The sequence below is a fragment of the Providencia sneebia DSM 19967 genome (genome assembly GCF_000314895.2).
GTDB classification, from domain to species: Bacteria; Pseudomonadota; Gammaproteobacteria; order Enterobacterales; family Enterobacteriaceae; genus Providencia; species Providencia sneebia.
This window is the reverse complement of record NZ_CM001773.1, coordinates 356,601-377,922: the sequence shown is the minus strand read 5'-3', so window position 1 is coordinate 377,922 and position 21,322 is coordinate 356,601. Positions and strand designations below refer to the sequence as shown.

Annotated in this window: 27 protein-coding genes and 1 pseudogene; 19 read left to right on the top strand and 9 right to left on the bottom strand. The window is 36.4% G+C overall.

Going from position 1 to position 21,322, the window contains the following annotated elements; all coding sequences use genetic code 11:
* Positions 1-60: 60 nt before the first annotated feature.
* From OO7_RS01450 to OO7_RS01425, 6 genes are all read right to left on the bottom strand, one after another.
* Positions 61-285, bottom strand: a complete 225-nt coding sequence (locus OO7_RS01450) for a hypothetical protein (RefSeq protein WP_008914181.1) — start codon at positions 283-285, stop codon at positions 61-63.
* Entirely contained in the window at positions 278-490 is a 213-nt protein-coding gene (locus tag OO7_RS01445) for a helix-turn-helix transcriptional regulator (protein ID WP_008914180.1), read from the bottom strand. The genes OO7_RS01450 and OO7_RS01445 overlap by 8 nt, the downstream gene beginning before the upstream one ends.
* A gap of 155 nt (positions 491-645) precedes the next feature.
* Positions 646-855 carry a hypothetical protein gene (locus OO7_RS01440; protein WP_008914179.1) on the bottom strand — a complete coding sequence of 70 codons (210 nt, stop codon included), beginning with the start codon at positions 853-855 and terminating at the stop codon, positions 646-648.
* Positions 855-1,061 (bottom strand): hypothetical protein, encoded by a 207-nt coding sequence (locus OO7_RS01435; RefSeq protein ID WP_008914178.1) that lies wholly within the window; start codon positions 1,059-1,061, stop codon positions 855-857. The genes OO7_RS01440 and OO7_RS01435 overlap by 1 nt, the downstream gene beginning before the upstream one ends.
* Positions 1,054-1,251, bottom strand: a complete 198-nt coding sequence (locus tag OO7_RS01430) for a hypothetical protein (protein WP_008914177.1) — start codon at positions 1,249-1,251, stop codon at positions 1,054-1,056. The genes OO7_RS01435 and OO7_RS01430 overlap by 8 nt, the downstream gene beginning before the upstream one ends.
* Positions 1,244-1,417, bottom strand: a complete 174-nt coding sequence (locus tag OO7_RS01425; RefSeq protein WP_419177238.1) for a host cell division inhibitor Icd-like protein — start codon at positions 1,415-1,417, stop codon at positions 1,244-1,246. Before OO7_RS01425 ends, OO7_RS01430 begins: the two co-directional genes overlap by 8 nt.
* Before the next feature lie 192 nt (positions 1,418-1,609).
* Here OO7_RS01425 and OO7_RS01420 point away from each other — a divergent pair, with 192 nt between their 5' ends.
* The 8 genes from OO7_RS01420 (at position 1,610) to OO7_RS01385 (ending at position 8,729) form a co-directional block, all read left to right on the top strand.
* Positions 1,610-1,903, top strand: a complete 294-nt coding sequence (locus tag OO7_RS01420) for an Arc family DNA-binding protein (RefSeq protein ID WP_008914175.1) — start codon at positions 1,610-1,612, stop codon at positions 1,901-1,903.
* 605 nt (positions 1,904-2,508) lie between these two features.
* Positions 2,509-2,940, top strand: a complete 432-nt coding sequence (locus OO7_RS01415) for an antiterminator Q family protein (RefSeq protein WP_008914174.1) — start codon at positions 2,509-2,511, stop codon at positions 2,938-2,940.
* A gap of 225 nt (positions 2,941-3,165) precedes the next feature.
* Positions 3,166-3,366: a hypothetical protein gene (locus tag OO7_RS01410; RefSeq protein ID WP_008914173.1), complete on the top strand. Its 201-nt coding sequence runs from the start codon at positions 3,166-3,168 to the stop codon at positions 3,364-3,366.
* Entirely contained in the window at positions 3,363-3,908 is a 546-nt protein-coding gene (locus OO7_RS01405; protein ID WP_008914172.1) for a hypothetical protein, read from the top strand. Before OO7_RS01410 ends, OO7_RS01405 begins: the two co-directional genes overlap by 4 nt.
* Positions 3,909-3,918: 10 nt before the next feature.
* Positions 3,919-7,254 carry a phage tail tape measure protein gene (locus OO7_RS01400; protein ID WP_008914171.1) on the top strand — a complete coding sequence of 1,112 codons (3,336 nt, stop codon included), beginning with the start codon at positions 3,919-3,921 and terminating at the stop codon, positions 7,252-7,254.
* 104 nt (positions 7,255-7,358) lie between these two features.
* On the top strand, positions 7,359-8,093 hold the full coding sequence (locus OO7_RS01395; protein ID WP_008914170.1) for a hypothetical protein: 735 nt from the start codon (positions 7,359-7,361) through the stop codon (positions 8,091-8,093).
* A gap of 190 nt (positions 8,094-8,283) precedes the next feature.
* A complete protein-coding gene (locus OO7_RS16915; protein WP_008914169.1) occupies positions 8,284-8,460 on the top strand; it encodes a hypothetical protein in 177 nt (58 codons plus the stop codon).
* Positions 8,457-8,729 (top strand): hypothetical protein, encoded by a 273-nt coding sequence (locus OO7_RS01385; protein WP_008914168.1) that lies wholly within the window; start codon positions 8,457-8,459, stop codon positions 8,727-8,729. The genes OO7_RS16915 and OO7_RS01385 overlap by 4 nt, the downstream gene beginning before the upstream one ends.
* A gap of 90 nt (positions 8,730-8,819) precedes the next feature.
* On the opposite strand, the gene OO7_RS01380 is transcribed toward OO7_RS01385, so the two are convergent.
* Positions 8,820-9,401: a histidine phosphatase family protein gene (locus tag OO7_RS01380; protein WP_008914167.1), complete on the bottom strand. Its 582-nt coding sequence runs from the start codon at positions 9,399-9,401 to the stop codon at positions 8,820-8,822.
* A gap of 418 nt (positions 9,402-9,819) precedes the next feature.
* Here OO7_RS01380 and OO7_RS01375 point away from each other — a divergent pair, with 418 nt between their 5' ends.
* Complete coding sequence (locus OO7_RS01375) at positions 9,820-10,398, top strand: IS1096 element passenger TnpR family protein (protein WP_052329011.1); 579 nt, start codon at positions 9,820-9,822, stop codon at positions 10,396-10,398.
* A 56-nt stretch (positions 10,399-10,454) separates the two neighbouring features.
* Here the strand turns inward: OO7_RS01375 and OO7_RS01370 are convergent, their stop codons facing one another.
* On the bottom strand, positions 10,455-11,504 hold the full coding sequence (locus OO7_RS01370; RefSeq protein ID WP_008914165.1) for a competence protein CoiA: 1,050 nt from the start codon (positions 11,502-11,504) through the stop codon (positions 10,455-10,457).
* Positions 11,505-11,904: 400 nt separating this feature from the next.
* Here OO7_RS01370 and radC point away from each other — a divergent pair.
* The 9 genes and pseudogenes from radC to OO7_RS01325 form a co-directional block, all read left to right on the top strand.
* Positions 11,905-12,288, top strand: a pseudogene (radC, locus tag OO7_RS01365) (RadC family protein); the annotation flags it as partial.
* A gap of 248 nt (positions 12,289-12,536) precedes the next feature.
* Entirely contained in the window at positions 12,537-12,773 is a 237-nt protein-coding gene (gene rpmB / locus OO7_RS01360; RefSeq protein ID WP_004924239.1) for a 50S ribosomal protein L28, read from the top strand.
* A gap of 11 nt (positions 12,774-12,784) precedes the next feature.
* Positions 12,785-12,952, top strand: coding sequence for a 50S ribosomal protein L33 (rpmG, locus tag OO7_RS01355; RefSeq protein WP_004924244.1), 168 nt, complete (start codon positions 12,785-12,787; stop codon positions 12,950-12,952).
* Positions 12,953-13,241: 289 nt separating this feature from the next.
* Positions 13,242-14,291: a lipopolysaccharide core heptosyltransferase RfaQ gene (gene rfaQ / locus OO7_RS01350; protein ID WP_008914163.1), complete on the top strand. Its 1,050-nt coding sequence runs from the start codon at positions 13,242-13,244 to the stop codon at positions 14,289-14,291.
* 21 nt (positions 14,292-14,312) lie between these two features.
* The gene (locus OO7_RS01345; protein WP_008914162.1) at positions 14,313-15,503 is read left to right on the top strand and encodes an O-antigen ligase family protein; all 1,191 of its coding nucleotides are present in this window, start codon (positions 14,313-14,315) and stop codon (positions 15,501-15,503) included.
* Positions 15,496-16,449, top strand: coding sequence for a glycosyltransferase family 2 protein (locus OO7_RS01340; RefSeq protein ID WP_008914161.1), 954 nt, complete (start codon positions 15,496-15,498; stop codon positions 16,447-16,449). Before OO7_RS01345 ends, OO7_RS01340 begins: the two co-directional genes overlap by 8 nt.
* A gap of 3 nt (positions 16,450-16,452) precedes the next feature.
* Positions 16,453-17,574, top strand: a complete 1,122-nt coding sequence (locus OO7_RS01335) for a glycosyltransferase family 4 protein (protein WP_008914160.1) — start codon at positions 16,453-16,455, stop codon at positions 17,572-17,574.
* Positions 17,561-18,358 (top strand): lipopolysaccharide core heptose(I) kinase RfaP, encoded by a 798-nt coding sequence (rfaP, locus tag OO7_RS01330; protein WP_008914159.1) that lies wholly within the window; start codon positions 17,561-17,563, stop codon positions 18,356-18,358. The genes OO7_RS01335 and rfaP overlap by 14 nt, the downstream gene beginning before the upstream one ends.
* A 1-nt stretch (position 18,359) precedes the next feature.
* Positions 18,360-19,295 (top strand): glycosyltransferase family 8 protein, encoded by a 936-nt coding sequence (locus tag OO7_RS01325; RefSeq protein WP_008914158.1) that lies wholly within the window; start codon positions 18,360-18,362, stop codon positions 19,293-19,295.
* A 52-nt stretch (positions 19,296-19,347) separates the two neighbouring features.
* Here the strand turns inward: OO7_RS01325 and OO7_RS01320 are convergent, their stop codons facing one another.
* Entirely contained in the window at positions 19,348-20,352 is a 1,005-nt protein-coding gene (locus OO7_RS01320; RefSeq protein ID WP_008914157.1) for a glycosyltransferase family 8 protein, read from the bottom strand.
* A gap of 117 nt (positions 20,353-20,469) precedes the next feature.
* On the opposite strand from OO7_RS01320, the gene mutM reads away from it, so the two are divergent.
* The gene (mutM, locus tag OO7_RS01315; RefSeq protein WP_008914156.1) at positions 20,470-21,285 is read left to right on the top strand and encodes a bifunctional DNA-formamidopyrimidine glycosylase/DNA-(apurinic or apyrimidinic site) lyase; all 816 of its coding nucleotides are present in this window, start codon (positions 20,470-20,472) and stop codon (positions 21,283-21,285) included.
* Positions 21,286-21,322 lie beyond the last annotated feature (37 nt).

The window sequence follows — 21,322 nt, the reverse complement described above, 5'->3', positions numbered from 1 at the left end:
TGAACATTACAAAGAACCTCTACTGCTAGATTTTTTTCACCTATTGAATCGTTGATGGTTTTAAATAAGTTGGTCATTAGGCATTCCCTCTAGTATTGGTTCAAACTCGTCGCCGTTGTCATATGAAAAGCAATCTAAAAGATCTTGTGCATAGTCAAGAAGGTGGATTACTTGTTTTTTGTTACGTGAATCACGAGCTAGCATTGGGATAATGTCAGCGATTAACTCACTCAACTCCTCGGCTTCCTCAACTGTATATATTTCAGTAATAGGTTTTTTAGGCATTTTCATAACCCTCACGAGCATTAAGCTGCTCGTCTAAATAAGCGTCGATCTCGCTGGCAGCCCAACCAATACGTCTTAAACCTAATTTGACGGGTTTAGGGAACGAAGGCGTTCTTTTTAAAAACTCATAAAAGCCGCTATCAGACTTGTAATGAAGTCGTGCTTTGACTTCTTGCTTAGTTAACATCGGTTCATTAATAGTCATTTTTCACCTTTCAATACGTTAATTATCGGTATTCGCTGAAAAGGTACGCTTGATAATTGGCGTTTATAAGACCTCTGCATGTGCAGAGGGGAATAACGCTGAACTGCGTAAATATGTAAAAAATTACCAGTTCAGCCGAATACGCTAAATAACGTCTATTCGTTAGCTGAAAATGATATAAATTCAGAAACGGGGATCAGAACAACACGAAGAATACGCGGGTAAGCCATCCCATTATTCATGGCTTGGCCTAATGCCACATTACGGGCGGTTGTTACGTCTTCCGCTTCCACCTGATACGAAATACCAACGGTTAGGCCGTTCTTATTGACCGCATAGCCAGTTGCTTTATATAGATTCATCATTACGCTTCCCCCTGTCCGCAAATATCTCCTTCACCCTTTTTCTTGCGTAAGGCCGCTTTGATCATTCGTCTTGTACGACGGTTATTACCAATATCAGGAACAACATTCCCTTGTGCGTCAAAGCTAAAACCTTCCTTAACCGAAGGATTGCCAAGCTGGCGGACTCTTAACGAGAACAAATGACTTGTAGATTGATTCTTAGACATGTTCAGCCCCTGGTTTCTCGTTTTGCATATTGATAGCCATTTGTGCAGCGGTTTCTTGCGCCCATGCGATTAGGTCATTAGAGAGGTCTGTAGCTTTAGGATCTAACGCCAAGAACTGAGCCGCTTCTAATGCTGCAGCAATTGGGCGAATAACATCCGCAGGAGTAGCAAAAATAGGATGATTAGACATGAGCCACCGCCTTAGCTGGAATACGAGCGGAGAATAAACAAGGTGAGTCAGGGAGTAATGAACGAGCTTCTTGTTCCGTATGAGCGGTTACAGTGAAATATTTAAATTGTTGGCAGGAGAAAAAACGCCATATAAATTTAGGGTGAGTTTGGGTAGACTTATACATAGCCATATCGTAAGACTCCGTTACGTTGTGGTTAGACGCCTTGATAGTGTTTGCCGCACTTCGGGGCGTTGTTATTTGGATTGTAGAATGACCTTATATAGCTCCAATAGGTGTTATTGGTATTACAGTGGGGTCATTGAAAATATAACCCCACCGTAGTATCATGTCAACCTTAACTAGTGGAGATATAATATGTCTAGAACAACCCCCGTTTTTAATTTGCGTATGCCCGCGGAATTAAAAGAGAAAATTTCAGCGTTAGCAGATACCAATAAACGCTCTATTAACGCTGAAATTATAGCTGCTATTGAATTAGCACTTTCCTTGAATGGTAACGATCTAAAATTAGATGGTTCTAACTTACCCGGTGGTTTTGGGCACCTGCTAAAAGGCTTCAAGCCTAATGAAATTGAAAAACTAGTAAACGATATTTCAAATTCAGCAGCTGAACGAGCCATAAAACGGCTAACTGAAAAAAAATCTTAGTACCAGTTTGGAGTGCCCAAATTTAAGTCTTATCGCTAGTAAACCGTTTATTTAGTAAAAGCTGAACTAATAGGGGGGAGGGGCTCGCTGAATTTTTATCCGATAAATCCCCTCTGAATACCATAACTTAAAGTTACAGTATTTTCTGAAAAAGTATTTATTTTGCGTTATCCGAATTTGGATAGCTCAATAATTCCCACCACCTAAATGTAGTTATTTACTGTTTAAGTATTTAGAGTTTTAAAAACTTTTATATATAAGTGTTCATAGTGTTCATTTTTATATAAATATAGTAATTAATTATTTGATATTGTTAATAAATTTTAGAGTGAACACTTGAGCTATAAGTGTTCACTAGTGTTCATAGGTATTCACTTCTAAAAGCAGGAGGGTGTTAGATAACCCTGCCTGAAAATCACCGCTTTAATTTGCAAAATGCTACTTGCTTGAAATTCAATTCTAACGAACCGTTATAATTAATATAAATCAGTATGTTATAGGCTATTCGCATTATCTCTTTCATATTGCTAAAATGTACTAACTGGTACATAAAAACACAGGTCACTTTATAACCGCCACTGGTATAGAAGACTATAGGTGTAAAAATGCAAAGAGATATACAGAAGATACTTTTACATTGGGGTGGTTGGGTAGTCCGTGGGCGCTCTGGTCTTGGTTACTCGTCTGTTGCCGCTGGCTTTAAAGGCTTAGTGAGTCGCACGAGTATTACTAAGCTGTCATGTTGTGACGCGGACGGGCTTATTATTGATGGGTGTATTGCTAAATTGCGTAATGTCCATATGGAACAAGAATGTGATTTTATTGAATGCTACTACGCCAAAGGTATGTCCAAACGTTCTATAGGCCGCAAGTATAAGCTGAATGAAAGTGAAGTCCGTAAACGCATGGCGATAGCGGAAAGCTTTATCTTAGGCTGTTTAACCGCTGTAGATGAACCTTTAGAGCTAGATTTACTCTATGGCTTTCCCTGCCACCAGCAACGCGTACAGCCACAAAATGCCGCTGTTTTAAGATAACCCTGCCTGATATATGCAAAGCCCTGATTACATGACTGAGGTAACAGGGCTATAGTCGTTCACTTTCAATAGATTACTCTTCATTTTTACCGATTAGCTCACATATGCATTAGTACGAAAAATAAGCAACTGGAGCCTATTTTCTCTACTATCCACCTCTTGAATGTTATGATTGTTTCATTATTTGCAATATAAATCATTATTAATGCAAAAGGTGAAATGACCATGACCAAACCACAATCAAAACGACACTCCATTATTCTTACGCCGGCACAAGTTGAAGCGCTGGAAGCCATGTTACGAGAAGAACGCGCTAAGAACCCAAACAGTAAAAAGCCAACACTCCACGGCATAGCCCGAAATATGGTGAATATTGGGTTACGTGCGGCTCAACAGCAACACACAATGAAAGGAAGCGCAGAATGAATCAATACTATACCGAAGTCATCGGAATCCTTGTAAATGTCATGAAGTTGAACGAGCAAGGTAACTATGAGCATGTTTGTTTTGTGCCGCTATTTGATATCCCTCAGTTGGCAGAGTCAGGTACTTGGGATGAAAGCGATATAGCTGTGGGGATCGTCTTATTAGCGACTTATCTCACCCATATTCGCACTGACAATGAAAGCGTTCTGGTCGCACTGAGAAATCTCATTGCCTTGCTTTTCTTAGTTGAAACAGTCCGAGAAGTAAGAATGCCCGTGTTTGTCTTTGATAACAAACCTCACCCCGTTACCGCGGCGATTACACGCGTATTTTTAGCACTGTCAGCCGAAGAAAACCTATTCTTAAAATACGGTGCTAATGGGTTACACGAAACCATCATGGCCTATAACTCGATGTTAACGGGTGACGTACCACCTAAATTAACCGAGGAAGGTATATCTTGCTTGAAAGGCGTTTATCAGAACTGTCTGGATGCAATCAAAGACTCGAAAAGCTGTGCGGTAACAGCGGTCAAGCACTAGGAGAAATAAAATGTCGGAACAAACATCAAGACTGGCCATTATTATTGATAGTTCGAAAGCTAGACAAACTACAGATACTTTAGCTTCATCATTAGAGCGCCTAACGCGTGAAGGTGAAAATGCGACAACCTCAACGGATAACTTAGGGTTTTCTTTCAAACGCCTTGCCGCTTCAACTGCGGGAGCGATGTCTATCGCCTCTGTAATTAAGTTGGTTGATGATTGGGGGCAAGTTGCCGCACAAGTTAAAAATACGTTGAAATCAGTTGAAGGTGATATTAGTAACTATGCCAACATACAGCAGCGATTTTTAGATATCAGTAACCGCAACGGTAAAAGCATTGAAATTACCCAACAGCTTTATATTGGTGCTGCAAAGTCTATGCAAGAGTTGGGTTATAGCACTCAGCAAACTATCGATTATGTTGAGTCCTTCTCTTCTGCATTTACCGCAAATGCCACCAGCGCAATGGCTGTTGAGAGTGCGAATAATGCGCTTGTTAAATCAATGATCACCGGCACGGTTGCCGGGGATAACTGGAACGCGATTATGCGGGCGGCACCAACGTTATTAGGTGACATTGCCCGAGAATTAGAGCGTACGAATGGCGGCATAAAAGTTACTGAAAATGAAGTTAAAAAAATGGGGGCTGAGAGCAAAATATCATTTAAATTACTCGCTGATGCGACCCAACATGCAAAAGAGGCTAATAATGCGCTGGCTGACTCGATGGATAATACCGTTGCCGATGGATTTACTCGCGTGACCAATTCCGCAAAGGCTTACTATGGTGAGTTAAATCAAAGCTTAGGTATAACAAGAGCGATATCTGCAGGGTTAGCAACAGTCAGTGATAATTTTGATTCCGTGTCCACGGTATTAACCGGCATTGTGGGTATTGGTGCCGCTCGCTACTTTGGTAATTTATCGAATAGCATTTACGATACGACAAAACGTTCCGCTAGCGCAGTACTCACAAATCAACGCTTAGCTAACGAGCAGGTTAATTTATCTAAAGCGACACTAGCGCAAATTCGCAATGATAAAGCGGCGGCACTAGCTGCTATCGAATCTACAAAGGCACAGCAAGCAGCAGCCACAACGGAAGTTCAACGTATTTCACTTAAAACTCAATTAGCTAATCAAACCGCGAATCTAACCGCACTGACTAAGGCGGAAGCCTTAGCAACAGATGAACTTACCGCAGCTAAAGCAAGACTCACATCGGCATCGGGTTTAGCTAAAAGCGCATTAAGCTTAATAGGTGGGCCTGCAGGCGCGGCAATGTTAGCTGGTGGGGCAATTTATTATTTCTATCAAAAATCTCAGCAAGCCCGGGAGGAAGCATTAGCCTTTGCAGATAGCATTAAAGAGCTTAGGGATAGTTTTGATGAAATGACAGCTGGCGCATTAAGGGGAAGCATCGCTAAGGCGTATGAGTCCATTGTTGAGCAACAAAAAGAAATTGGGATACTAAAAGCTGATTTAATGGGGTTACGTGATTCTTATAAATTAGTCAGTAATGACGGGGATAAGCTGGCGGAAGTCCAACGAAAAATCGATAAGAAAACCCAAGAGTTAGAGGCCAAAACCAAAGCATTAGAGCAAACGATGAAGTTTGCGGCTGACGCGCAGGAGTATCTTAATTCCAAGCTTAATAATGCTGATGAAGCTTTCCAGTTAGCGGCGAAAAATACCCGTAGTTATGCTAATGCGTTAGGCGCAGCGATTAACTTTATGAATGCAACGGCTGACGCGAAGCGTAATCTTGATGTTGAAATGATGACGACACCCACACCAGAGGATGCGTATGGGGGGAAAGATGCGGCACAATACATAAAGGATATGGAGAAACGTGCAGAAATAGCAGCTAAAGACGATAGGGCTAGGGCGGTGGCTCAGGCTAGGTATTACGCTGAAAGACAAGGTTATATCAAGGAAACTATTGATAGAGCTGGTATTTTAGCAGGTATAGAGTTTGACGAACAACAAAAGCGACAGCAGTCTCTAAAAGATTCAAAAGCCTCAGCAACATATTCTGAATCAGCAGCTCAAAAGCTCATCGGAAGCCTGAAAGAGCAACACGCAGTTTTAATACTACAAAGTAAGACAAATGATAAACTGGGCTCTCAAGAACAAGCTCGCGCTAAGTTTCTTGATGAAATAGAGCAAATTAAAGGGAAAAAGCGACTTACTGCCGACCAAAAATCTTTGCTTGCTAATGAAGCTTTGATCAACGCTGAATTTGATAAAAATGTTCAATTAGAGCAGTACATCAAAAATCGCGAAGCCGAAGTCAAAATAGCCGCCTATAACAAGCAACTCATGGAAGAAACCGCACAGGCTCAGCGTGCCTATAATATGGAGCTTCAAGGAGCGGGCATGGGGACACTTGCTAGAGGTCGGTTGCAGGAAGAATTAAGGCTCAAAGATGCATATTTGAAGAAACAGGAAGAATTGACTAAGCAGTTTAACGACAAATCAACTGGCATTACTCAAGAACAGTACGACAAAGAAACGCAAGTGATTAAAAACGAGCTAGGCAAGCGCTTAGATATGATGCGCGTTCACCAAGCACAAATAGATGGGTTGCGTTTTAACTGGCAAAACGGGATTGAGGAAGGGCTTAGAAATTATGTCGATAATGCTCGCAATTATAGCCAACAAGCGGAAGGTTTCATCACTGGCTCGTTGCAAAACATTACTGATGGCTCGGCTGATGCGTTAACTGATATTGTGACCAATTCTAAAAATGCCTTTGATGCAATTGGTGACTTCTTTGGCGATTTATCTAAGTCCATCATTAAAGACTTAATCCGAATTGCTATTCAGGCACAGATTACTAATGCAGTTTCAGGTCTATTTGGTGGCGGTGGTGTTTTTAGTAGTACGGCCTCTAGCTCGAGTGCCAATGCGTTTTCTACCGGAGCGTATGGAAATTTAAGCTTAACAGGTATGGCGCATAGCGGTATTGATAGAGTGCCTAAAACAGGTACTTGGCTATTGGAAGAGGGGGAGCGAGTGATGACGAAAGATACATCGGCTCGTCTGGATAATGTACTGGATGCTCTAACTAGAAGTACGTCACCAGATGTATTTGCAATGAAATACCTCCATCCATCAAGCCAAACAAATAACACGACCAATAACACCAACGCTGAAAATAGTACTGAGCAAAGTGCGACTTATATTATCAATCAAACCGTTCAGGTTTATGGGAATGGTGAAAAAGCATTAGCCGAGGTGGTTAAAGTTGCTGCTAATCGGGGTGCTAAAGCGGCTGTTGCTGAAATTCAACGTGACTTTGCTACCAATGGCAAAACGAGAAAACTATTAGAACAGTAGTTAATTGTTAAACATATAAGGGCAAACTACTTTGCCCTTTTTATTTGAGATATAACCTGAGTTCGTTACTATAGTTTTAATGCTAAATATTATGGGGTGAAGTGATGAATAAATTTCTGTGGGTAACGGTTCTTCTACTGCCTGTTTATTCAATGGCGGCGAATGTCGATAAGGTAACAAAACAAGAAATAAAAAGAATAAAAGAAATTCCTGAAATAAAACAGTTAGATTGTGCATCTTTCGATACTTCTAGTGTGACATTAGATAAAAATAAAAGTGTATTACTGGTTGAATCTGTATTTAAAACTAACAAAATTAGAAATGACAGTAAGATCCTATGTGATATTGATAGCGATTATGGTACTAATTCATACAAAATATCATTCAAAGAAACTTTTGTTATTGACGGCGTGCCAGTAGGCCTACAACATACAGACGGCTCTGGAATCGTTGGAAAAGAATATTCGGATAGCAAGACATGGCTTACCGCTTGTAAAACCGACGCTATGACCGATGAATATACCTGTGCAATCATGAAAGACGATTTAGTGATAATTAAAAGCAAAGACGGCTACAAGGTTGTTGTAGGTACGAAGCATTTCCCCGGTAAAACAGCATTAATCCGCTTAGATAAAAATAAACCGACTGAATCTAGCGAAAAAGGTCAATACAGCCACCAGCAATCCGCCCAACTTATCAATGATATGGCAAATGCCAAAACGGTAACGACAAGATTTATTCAATGGCCCTATGAAAAATATGTCGATAGTACTATGGATATGACGAATTTCAACGTAGCTAAAAAAGTCTTAGATTTGATTTACGAAAAACATAACTAAAAGCCGCATTAATATCCCCTTGCATTCGCAGGGGGAAGCAATAACCCCTCATTTATAGCCTGTCATGGCACGATCCCTTTATTAGCACTGTTAATAAGCTACATTCCTTTTTTATGTGGTATTGTTGCTAATTTTGAGATAATAAATATAATTATTGCATAATATAGAATAATGATTAGGGGTAAATTTAATGGCCTACAATCCGAACTTTAAGCCCGTAATGCTTACCTTAGAACAGATGGAGCGGATTAAAGCTTTACAAGAAGTGGAACGAACTAAATCACCTTTAAAGCTAGCGCCTACGCTTAATGCAATTGCGCGAAGTCTAGTCGATAACGCACTCAATCAAATGGAAAAACAAGCATGAATATTAATGTACAGATAGATAAACGCCTTATTGGAAGCCACAGTACTAAATCTGAGGCATTCAGAACGGCTCTAGTGGATGCGCTAAACCACCGTTTTAGTGGAGAACTTCCTGATGCAATGGGGAAACAGTTGAAGCAATTAACCGTTGAGGTTGGCGAGTATGCGTATACTAATGTCGAAAGCACTACCGCAAATACAGAACTAGTACAGCAGGTTGTTAATGATGTTGTGCGTACAACTGTTTCTAGCCAAGGATGGAAGTCATAAAAGGTATTTACTGTTGAACCTTAATATCCCCCTGCCCGAAAATACGAAGCCCTGATAATACGAGTCAGGGCTTTTTTCTACTTAATTATGCTATTCAGGGCATAATTCAGACACACCATTTAAACCTTGTTGCGTGTGTTCAAAGGTAATAATTTTTGAACCATTATCGCGATTAATTCGTAACACATAGATACTATCAAAATCGGTGCCTTGCCATTTTGGGATCTCGTCAGGGTTTCCACCTTCACTTTTCATTATACCTTTAGCGGCCTTGACTAAGTTGTCATGCTCCCATGCGATAAAAATCACTGAGTTTTCGTATTGCTTACTGAATAGTGCCTTTTGTAGTTCTTTCGTTTCTTTGGCATGGTAATTCAGATGAATAGGTAAGGATACTCTTATTGCCGTTGGGGTAATCGTTTGAACCGCGCGTAATGAACTCCCTAGCTTATTCTGTTTGGGTGCTGAGGCAAATAGTGCATCAGGTTTACCAAACTGAGAAATGAGCACATCGGGCAGGGCTAACGCACGATTTAGCCCCTTACAGGTTAATTGCCCACTATCATTATTTGGCTTCTCACCATGTCGAACAAATACGATTGTTTGCGTTGAATACGCCATAGAGCTAAATCCCAAAAACAGTACGCTTAAAAATGCCAAGGCATTACGCATAGATTGATACCTTTGTTTAAATTAATGGTGTAATTTTCACATTATAGAGTTTAATTTCGCATAAGTTGCAGTTTTTTACCTACTCAGGCTTTACCTAGCCTAAATGTTTCTTAGAATGGGCTTATCATTTTTTCGCACATAACCTTAAATTGATGGTGCCGTTTTTGGTTCATATTGAAAATCATATAGTTAAGACTGATTCCGTTGGTTCACCGGAATTAAGTAAAATCATACAGATACCCGTAGCGCAAATTTGCGTTACTAGAAAATTCAATGAGTTAAAATTGATTTCCCCGAAACGGAATAATTAAGTTTTATCAATGGGTTAACGATGACTCAAAAGCGAGTCATTATATAAATCATATAGTTATATCCGTAACCCAAAACTAGGTTACTAACCATATCAACAAGTTAAATTATGGGGGCTGGTGGAATGGGAAAAGTGCAGGCAATGTACCAGATTAAAATCACGCTGAACGACACGAAACCGCCCGTATGGCGACGTTTGATAGTGCCTAGTACGATTGCATTAAATGAACTCCATCACGTCATACAAATCGCTATGGGGTGGGGGAATTATCATCTGTATTGCTTCGAAAAGGGTAACCTGCGTTATGGCGAGGAGTTAGATGAGTTCTTCGATTCGAGTTTGAAAGATAGTACCAATGTTCCACTCACGATGTTACTTCGCAAAGAAAAGGATAAATGCCTTTACGTGTATGACTTTGGCGATTATTGGGAACACACTATTTTACTAGAGGCGGTCATACCTGCAGAGGGTGATAGCTCACCTATTGCATTATGTGTAAAAGGTAAGGGCACGTGTCCTGTTGAGGACTCTGGCGGTATTTGGGGTTATACCGAAATGCTAGAAGAAGCGTGTACACCGAGTAACCCAGATAGAGCGGAGATCCACCAGCATCTTATGGCTGATATCGATGTACGTGAATATAACCTAGAGGCTATCAACGAGCGGCTTACGCAATTTTATTCGTAGTATAACCCTGCCTGAGTAGGTGGTATCGTTTTTGAACCATGTTAAAAATTGCATGGTTATATTCGTTTTGCCCTCAGCCCTTGAAAATACCAATTCTGATTTATAAAAGGCCTTCCACGATAATCAAATGTGAAAGTAGCTATAGATTTATACTTATTACTCCGGTATTCAAGGGGGGAGTTCGGCAAGTAAAAATCACCAAGTAACGCATTACAATATTTACAACCATTAGAAAGGTAAAAACCTCCCGCAGTTTTACTATAACGTTGCTTTAATTCGCCTATGCCATGCGATTTTAGAACTTCATTACTTATATGCTTGTGTATAAGGTCTTTGCAATCTTGGTTACCAAAAGAGATAAAATCTAGAGCTACATCATCAAGTGAATGGATCCCTATTCCTCGGACAATGTTAGTTTCTTTCCCACACCGCCAGCATTCCTCTTTGTACGGAACAACCTTAGCTTGTAATTTCGAATTGTCATGGGGATGCCAAGTTAGCTTTTTATTTAAAACACCAGTAATGAACTGCTCTACTGAAACCGAGAATTGAGGCAGATAGTAATTATTATTTTCGTCCAGCAGCAGGCCGAACATAGGTAAGTCGTATGATGTACAGATATCACGAAAATAAAATTCTTTGCCTTTTCTCAATTTATGTAACCAAAGAACTCTATTAATACCTGACGCTATGTACTTAGCCTGTCGTTCTTTGAATATATCCATGCTCTGTTGTGATAACTGCACTTCAAATATCAGTTGAACATTATTTTTAGTGCAGTAGATATCCGCTATCCACTGCTCACCTGTTGGCGTTTGGCCTGAGCGTTCTGTAGTAACAGACCATCCAGCTTTGTGTGCTAACTTTGCAATTAAAAATTTCAGGTATAAGTGATCTGGGCTTTCTCTTGCATACTGGCAATCGCTTTTGGGTTTGTGCGAAAAATGGAAGTTATTTAGCTTACTGGTTTTGGGTATGGCCCCATGTCCACAGCACGACATTACGAGAGTTCGCTTTTTATATGAGTCTTTTAACTCTTCCCATTCCCTCTCATTAAAAGTGAATGAGTGGATTTCTTCCCCATCTAAAATTGCTTTTATCGGCATGTCCCCTCCCTGAAAATAGTATCTAGTATAGTTAGAAGCTACACTCAACTGGTACAGAAAAGCACAGGTCAAATGTATCCAAGTATTCCGAGGACTGCTAAATAATAAAGTGACAGCGCTAAAACATCGTGTCACGCGCTGTGTCCCACATATCGCGGGTGAATGTAAAGTATAACTATATAATAAATAATATATTTATATATCTATATAAGTATATGTGACAAGTGTGACGTATGTGACACAGTAATTTCATAAAAGTAAATTGCAATTCTAATGCATTGCCCCCTCCTTGCAACTCTCTACGCTACAAAATATTTTAGTAGTTAATTTAGTAGTAATTAAAATAAATAATGTTAATTAAGTTGTTATTTATCAATCTATTAATGGTTTAAATCATATTCTGCACGAAGATGTTATATCAACACCGAATTTATTAAAGAAGAGACTTATTGAGCTATTTTCGGGGCAAGAGCGTGAAGTATTTAAAGTTCTATTTCTAAATAATCAATATCAAATTATTTGTCACGAAGAATTATTTAAGGGAACGATCAATCGTGTAGAGGTTCATCCCCGAGAAATTATTCGTTTTGCTATAAAAATGAATGCAAGTGCTATCATATTGGCTCATAATCATCCCTCTGGTAATCCAGAGCCCAGTGCAGCAGATAAGCATGTAACGCAACTTATTCAAGATGCTTGCAGTTTAATGGGCATTAAATTACTTGATCATTTTGTTGTCGGACATAAAGATTGTGTGTCTTTCCTTGAAAGAGGATGGCTATAAAATTATTTTTGACTAAAAAATGACAACTTTTGCCGCATTGGGCTTGAGTGGAAACGATTGAAAGCGTATACTACGCCACCTTTGAGGATCTTGGGTTTGGCAAGAAGAGCCTATCTCAGTAAATTTTTTTACTAAGATAATGACAACCTTTTAGTCAACAAGTTTGCTGAGATGGGCTCCTAAGCCTGACGAGGCGGCCATACCCGGAACAAAAAAGCTCGAGCTGATTAGATTTTTGGAGAATAGACATGTCACGAGTCTGCCAAGTTACTGGCAAGCGTCCAATGAGCGGTAATAATCGTTCACACGCATTAAACGCGACCAAACGTCGTTTTTTGCCAAACCTGCACTCTCACCGTTTCTGGGTTGAGTCTGAGAAACGTTTCGTAACACTGCGTGTATCTGCTAAAGGTATGCGTATTATCGATAAAAAGGGTATTGATGCTGTTCTAGCTGAACTGCGTGCCCGTGGTGAGAAGTACTAAGGAGCTAAAAAATGGCTAAAGGTATTCGCGAGAAAATCAAGCTAGTTTCTTCTGAAGGTACTGGTCACTTCTATACCACTACGAAGAACAAGCGCACAATGCCAGAAAAACTGGAAATGAAAAAATTCGATCCAGTTGTTCGTAAGCATGTGATCTACAAAGAAGCAAAAATTAAATAATTTTCGCTTTCGTATAAAAAACCCAGCTCCGGCTGGGTTTTTTATGATAAAAATCAATCAATTGATTAATCTTGAATCTCAAAGTATATCGATTATTCCTAAAATAGTAACATATCAATTATTCTTTGAATTAATGACCTCAGTTTTTGTCAAAAAACTATGTCATTTTGCGTATATTCCGTCATACTTTAAGTGTCATCATTATGAGCAAGGTTATGGTCAGAGATAAGCTTGTTACTTTGATGAAATACATGTGAGTTAGGATATAGAGATAATTAAAGAGTGTCTGGTGAATAAACAGTTTAAAAAAATTCTTGTTATTAAGATGCGATTTCATGGGGACATGTTGTTGACGACGCCTGTCATCAGTACATTAAAGCAAAACTATCCAGATGCACAGATTGATGTATTGCTTTATCAAGATACAATCCCTATTTTGTCGGCCAATAGTGATATTCATGTTTTGTATGGTATGAAAGGCAAGAAGAGTAATGGGCTGAGTAAGGCGTGTAATTTCCTAAGTTTACTATTTACACTTCGCCGTAATAAGTACGATTTAATAGTGAACTTAGCAGATCAATGGATGGTTGCAGCGCTTGTTCGCCATATTCCTGCCCCAGTAAAGCTGAGCCAACTCATTCACCATAGAAAATCTAAATATTGGAATAATAGTTTTACTCACTTAGTCGAAATGCACGGTGATAACGTTGTGACAAACAATTTGTCAATTCTAGAGCCCCTAGGTCTGACGAAAATCTGTAAAACAACAAAGATGTCATATCGTGAACAGGATTGGAAAGCGATAAATACCAAGCTTTTAGAGCTCGGAGTGCATAGCAGCTATGTTGTAATTCAACCGACAGCGCGGCAAATTTTTAAATGTTGGGATGACGAAAAATTTTCTCAAGTCATTGATGCGCTATACATGCGAGGATATCAGGTTGTTTTAACATCGGGTCCAAGCAAAGAAGATATTGAATGTATCGATAATATTGCTTCACAGTGTAAATTTAAGCCAATTACTGAGTTAGCAGGTAAGACATCCTTTCCTGAGTTAGGCGCTTTAATTGCCCATGCAGCCCTATTTATTGGTGTTGATTCTGCGCCGATGCATATTGCTGCCGCAGTAAAAACGCCGATTATCTGCTTATTTGGTGCGACTAATCATATTTTTTGGCGGCCTTGGAGTGATAATATGGTGCAGTTCTGGGCTGGGGATTATGAAGATATGCCTACAAGGGATAAATTAGACAGAGCGAAGAAATATCTTTCTATCATTCCTGCTTCTGATGTTATTAAAGCAACAGAAAAAATGTTACCTATGAATATTTCAGTATAATATTATATTACTGGAGATGTAATGCCAAAAGTTGAAGTCTCAAATATCTTATTGATATTATGCTTATTAAGTTTTCCTATATTTATCTGGGAACCTAAATATACAGAAAAGATTTTATATCTTATCTCTATAGGATCATTAATTCTACTCGCATATAAGAGAAAAAAAATAAAATTTGATTTTTTCTCTCTCGCATTGATACTATTTGGTGTAATAACATTATGTTGGGCATATATACAGCAAGGTGAGTCACCAAAATTTTTATCAACATACCGTTCATATAAAGAGACTGGTAAATTGTTGATAGCTATGTCGTTTGTTATTATTGCAGTTAATTCATTAAATTTACGGCCTAAACGTTTTTTTTGGCCTCTCTATTTGTTACCTGCTTTATCTTTACTGGTTATGATTTTATTTTTTGACCATTCTTATTATATTGGCGGCCGTTTAAGCGTAAATATGCCCGCAACGCTGACTGCTTATTTCTTCACATTTCTGATGATCGCATTTTTATCATTACCTAAATTACATATATTTGTAAAATTAGCGGTTGCAATATTTATGTATTATCTGGTTTTTTTAACTGGAACAAGAGCTGCTATTATTATGTTTCCCATATTATTATTAATATGTTTGTTTTTTGATTTAAAAAAAATAAAAAACAAAAAAAATATAATGATAGTGATTGTTGTAGGTTTTTTTATAGTCGGTTTTCTAAATAAAGATATTTTTATTAAGCGCTATAATGCTATTTTTTATGATTTAAATGCATATTCACAAAATAATAGTAATACCTCAATTGGTGCACGATTTTCTATGTTCCAAATGGGAATGAAAACGGGAAATCAAAGTTTATTAGGCCAATCTATAGAGTCAAGAGATGAGAGCATGAGGTTACAAGTTCTCACAGATAAAAAATTAGAGTCATCAATACAATATAGTAATGTACACTTACATAATGATTTAATAGATTTATATTCTTTGAAAGGTATTTTAGGTGCTCTCGCATATCTTATTTTGATTATATCGCTGATATATACTTCATATAAAAATAAAAGCATTTATATGTTTGTATTTTCAATTGCGACTATTGCATATGGTATGAGTGATATGATTTTCTATGGCAGAAATATGACATTGATGTGGGTAATAACTTGCATAATGATGTATATTTTCTCAAGAAAAATAACAAGGGATGAGCAAAATGAATAATGAAGTAAAAAACTATTTACTTAGTTTGATAATCCCAGTATTTAATAGAGAATCAAATATTGCTACATTACTAGATAGTATAATAAAAGTTATACCTGAAAATGTAGAAATATTAATTATTAATGATGGCTCAACAGATAATACAGTGAGCATAATTAGACATGCCTTAAATAAAACTCATCAAGAAAATCAATTTAAAGTTATCGAGCATGAAACAAATTTTGGTGTATCTGCCGCTAGAAATACAGGACTAAGTCATGCGACGGGTACTTATATTGGATTTATCGATAGCGATGATAATATATCATCAGATTATTTTGAATCTATAATGCCGGTCATATCTAAATTAGAGTATGATATTGTTAGTTTCGATTTTCATTATGAAAATAAAGTCATGATGCCGAGTAATGAAACTAATCATATTGAAGATGTATTCCGTGTATCCTATTGGCATCTTTTTTCGCGAATATATAAAAGAGTTTTATGGGAAAATGAACAGTTTGAACTACATCGTAGATATGAGGATGTGATTTTATTACCCTATGTTTATATAAAAGCTAAATCAATAAAGCATATACCGAAAGCATTATATATCTATGAGAAAAATACTGAATCAATAACTCATGATATAAATGAATATGATATTGATGATCTTTATTTTGCTACAGATAAAGCAATTTCTTTTATAGAAAAAACTTCAAACGTAAAACAAAAGCATTTGTTTTTTCTGTATTTAGTCAATACAACATTTTTGATTAGAACCTACTTAAAAAAAACATATGAATATTATTTTTATGATCAGAGATTTTACAAACTCGCGAATAAAATTATGAATCTAGTTAAACAGTATGATTTTAAAATGTCTACATCTAAAAAAATAAAAATAAAATATGCAAAGATAGATTCTTTTTTTTCAAAACAAAAATCAAAGCTAAAGATAAGGTAATCTATGAAAATTGCATTTTGCCTTTATAAATTTTTTCCTTATGGCGGATTACAACGCGATTTTTTGCACGTAGTTAAAGAATGTCTAAAACGCAATTATGAAGTCATAATATATGTTATGTCTTGGGAAGGTGAAAAACCTTCTGGTGTTAATATAATCAAAGTACCTAAAAAAGGCTTTACTAACCATACAAGAAACACAAATTATTATAAATGGGTGAGTCAGGACTTAAAAACAAGAGCAGTAGATTGTGTTTTTGGGTTTAATAAAATGCCAGGCTTGGATATTTATTATGCAGCAGATGTTTGCTTCGCCGCTAAAAAACGAGGGCGTTTGACGAAGTTGTTACCAAGATATCAACATTATAGCGCGTTTGAAAACGCGGTATTTTCGCCTGAGTATAAGACATTATTATTAATGTTGACCGATAAACAAATTGAAGATTTTAAGTCTATTTATCATACTCAGGATTCTCGATTTAAATTATTACCTCCCGGTATTGCTTTAGATCGTAAATGGAATGAGAAATCTGAAGAGATAAGACACAAATTTAGAACAGAACATAATTTGTCTGATCAAAATATTGTTATTGTTCAGATTGGCTCTGATTATACCCGTAAAGGTGTTGATAGAAGTTTAAGAGCAATTGCAAGCTTACCTGAATCAATAAGAAAGAATATTATCTATTATGTAATAGGTCAGGATAAAATTGAAAAATTCAGTGAGTTAGCTAAAAAACTACATATTGAGGAACAGGTTTCATTTTTAGGTTCACGTGACGACGTCAATATATTTCTAGCTTCGGCAGATTTATTTTTACATCCAGCAAGACAAGAAGCTGCCGGTATTGTTCTTATAGAAGCTATCGTTGCGGGTGTTCCTTCAATTATTACTGATATTTGTGGTTATTCTTCTTATATTACTGATTCAAATAGTGGTATTGTCCTTTCATCACCATTTTCACAAATAGATTTTAACTTAGCGTTAGAAAAAATATTGACTGACGTAGACGCTTTAAAAGATTTTAGAAATAATGCGATTGAATTTTCTAATAGCCATGATTTGTATAGTTTGCCTGCTCAAGTTGTAAACTATATTGAGGATTATGTTAATGATAGAGTGTAAGTCGCCATTTAATAAATTATGGGAAGGCAAAGATCCTTTTCATGAGGTGAATTTAATCACCGGTGAAACATATCGCCATGTTAAAAACCGGAGAACGCTTCAATTTTTTATTGATGGTGAATCATTTTTTATAAAGCTCCACTATGGCATCACAATAACTGAAATATTAAAGAATATTGTTAGTTTACGTCTTCCTGTTCTTGATGCTAGACAAGAATGGAATGCTATAAAGCATTTAGAAAAACACAATATCAGCACAATGGATGCATATGCCGTGGGTGTTAAGGGCATAAATCCATTAACTCGGCAGTCTTTTCTGATTACTAAAGATTTGAATCCTGCAATTAGTTTAGAAGATTATTGTCGAGATTGGCATACAAATAAGCCTAGTTTTAATGTTAAGTTTAAATTTATTCAAGAATTAGCCTCTGTCGTTTCGGCTATGCATGCATCAGGATTAAATCATAGAGATTGCTATCTTTGCCACTTTTTATTAGATGAAAATACTTATAACGCTGATGGGAAGATAAAACTTTATATTATTGACCTGCATAGGGCACAAATAAGAAATAAAGTTCCTAAACGTTGGAGAGATAAAGATTTAATTGGGCTATATTTTTCATCATTAGATATTGGATTGACAAATAGAGATATTTATCGATTCCTTAAAGTTTACTTTAGGTCTAATTTAAGGTCTATTTTTCAGTCACAGATTGCGTTAATAAAAAAAACTAAAGAAAAGGCAGCTGTGATTAAAGAAAGAACAGAACGTAGGGGGTTATAAAATGAGCAGGATTGATATTGCGTATTGTGCTGATAATAATTATGTTGAGTATCTATCAGTATCTCTTATATCTGTTCTATTAAATAACCTTAAAAATGATGTGTTTTTCCATGTTTTTTTATTTAATGTTTCAGAAGAGAATTTAAAAAAACTACAACAAATAGATGCTAATATTTTCTTTTATCATATTAATGAAGAGGTAATGAAGAAATATGATAAAGAAATTACGATAAAACATCTCAATATGTCTATTTACATGAGATTACTCGTTCCACGAATGTTACATGGAAAAGTTGATAATCTTCTTTATTTAGATATTGATACATTATGCTTTACTGATTTATCTGGAATAAACAATATAGATATTTCTAATGCTATATGTGCGGTCTCTTCTGATACAAAGCATAGTAGAGAGAATAAAAATTCTAAACGTTTAGGATTAAAAAATAATTTTTATTTTAATTCAGGTGTTATGTATATCAATATAAATAATTGGTTAGCGTTTAACACAGAAGATAAAATAAATGATTATATTAGTAAAAATTGGGAATCATTGATTTATCCTGATCAAGATGCATTAAATAAAATTATAGAAGATCATCTTGTTATAATAGATCGTTCATGGAACTATTTATACACTTGGATGGATTTTGATGAGAGAGAAAATTATTTTTATTTTGAGTCATCAACACCAAAGATTATGCACTTCACTGGAGGGAGAAAACCTTGGTATAAAGAACATAAGGGATTATCTCAAAATCTTTTTGTTTTTTATAAACACTTCACTCCTTGGAAAAATACAACATTATCCAGTTATGCACCTAAAATGAAAAATAGCGATAACCGAGTATATTGTCGTGAAGCATGGCATAACAAAAAATTTCTATTAGCTATTAAATTTTATTTAAGATATCTAAAAACCAAGTTAAAACGATAAATTCTATAGAAGCATTACAGGTCGATATTATTTCCTGTAATGCTTTCAAGGGCTAAAATTTTCTTTTTATTTTTGCTGAAATATATGATAAGTGGCTGATAATACTAAGAATATATTTTTTCTGCAACCTTTCGTGTGATGACTTTTTCTTTAATTGCTTTGGTGTATTAGCTTTTTCTAACGGAACAGTTGACCAGCTAGAATCGTTATATATATCGATAAAAAATTTAGCAGAAGGGTAATTTACCCAACTGTGCCATGGCTTAGATACACCTACATAATGAATCAGTTTAACATCATCAGTGAGTTTGTCTTTGTAATAATCTAAGTTTTTAACTTTTATTTCAGTATCCATGCCATATAGATAATTATAATTCTTGTTTAAATAATACACTTTATCTCTAGCAATAATATTTAAAATATCTTGATCTGGAAATAATGAATTATTAGGGTTATTACTTAAAGAAGTAAAAAACTTATCTGTTAAATCATGTTTTTTCCATTCTTTTAAATTAGCAAGCATGACACCAGAGTTAAAATATTTAGAATCATTAATGATTTTTAATTTTTTACCCCTATCTTGTAAGCCCTTTAAGTCAGGAACTGCGGCTAAATAATAATTATCTAAACTTATATTGGGTAATTCAGATAGTGAACCTTTGCACATGACATCAGCATCTAAGTAGAGTACGGTATCATATTTATCTGATAATAAGTCAAAGCCAATAATTCGATAAAATGTTGCATATGGCCAGCGTTCTGTTACAGGTAAAAAAGCGAGGCTATTATTATCAATTAAAGAAACCGAAATAGTTGTTTGATATTGTTTTGCAGTTTGCTCTAATTTATGTAAATTATTAGCTGAAATTTTTTCAATAAAAAAATGGAAGTTGAAGGACATATCCGGATTATTTTTTATAATTGATTCCATTGATATGACTGCGCCAAGTAGAAAATTTTCTGTAATCCCATAAATTATATTAAATTTTTCTAACTTACACTCACTATAGTCATAGGTGAATTTGTTAGATAATATTTTTGATTCTTCAAAAAACATACTCTTTACCCTGTCAACTTGGAGCATTAATATTAATTATTGTCTATTATAGTTTTTTTTCTCAAACACTAAAGCTTATTTTAATTACCACTATTCCATTATTTATATGGGGAATTTATGCCAGAATTACCAGAGGTTGAAACAAGTCGAAGAGGGATAGAACCTCATTTAGTCGGTAATACTATTCAGTATGCAGTTGTACGTAATGACCGTTTACGCTGGCCCGTTTCAGAGCAAATTAAACGATTGTCTGATGAAGTTATTCTCAGTGTGCAACGTCGCGCTAAGTATTTATTAATAGAATTAAAAACAGGGTGGATTATTATTCATCTCGGTATGTCTGGCAGTTTACGCATTTTAAGGGAAGAGTTACCCGAAGAAAAACATGATCATGTCGACCTCGTGATGCGAGATGGTAAAGTGCTACGTTATACTGATCCACGCCGCTTTGGGGCTTGGTTATGGTGTGATGATTTGAAAACAAGTTCAGTATTAGCCCATTTAGGTCCTGAGCCACTTTCCGATGAATTTAATGCTCAATATTTATTTGATCAAGCGGCAAGACGCAAAATTGCAATTAAGCCTTGGTTGATGGATAACAAAGTTGTTGTTGGTGTTGGTAACATTTATGCAAATGAAGCTTTATTTGTAACGGGTATTTCGCCAGAAAAGATGACCAACACATTAACGTTTGACCAAGCTACTGAGCTAGTTAAACAGATTAAAAAGGTGTTAAAACGTTCGATTGAGCAGGGTGGGACAACGTTAAAAGATTTCCTGCAATCTGATGGAAAACCGGGTTATTTTGCTCAAGAATTATTTGTATATGGTAAAAAAGGGGAAGCATGCGCAATTTGCGGTTCACTTATTGTGAGTATTAAGCAAGGACAGCGCAGTACATTCTTTTGCCCACAATGCCAAAAAATCGATTAGGACTGATTGGCATTATGGATAGGTGTTTTAAGGTAAA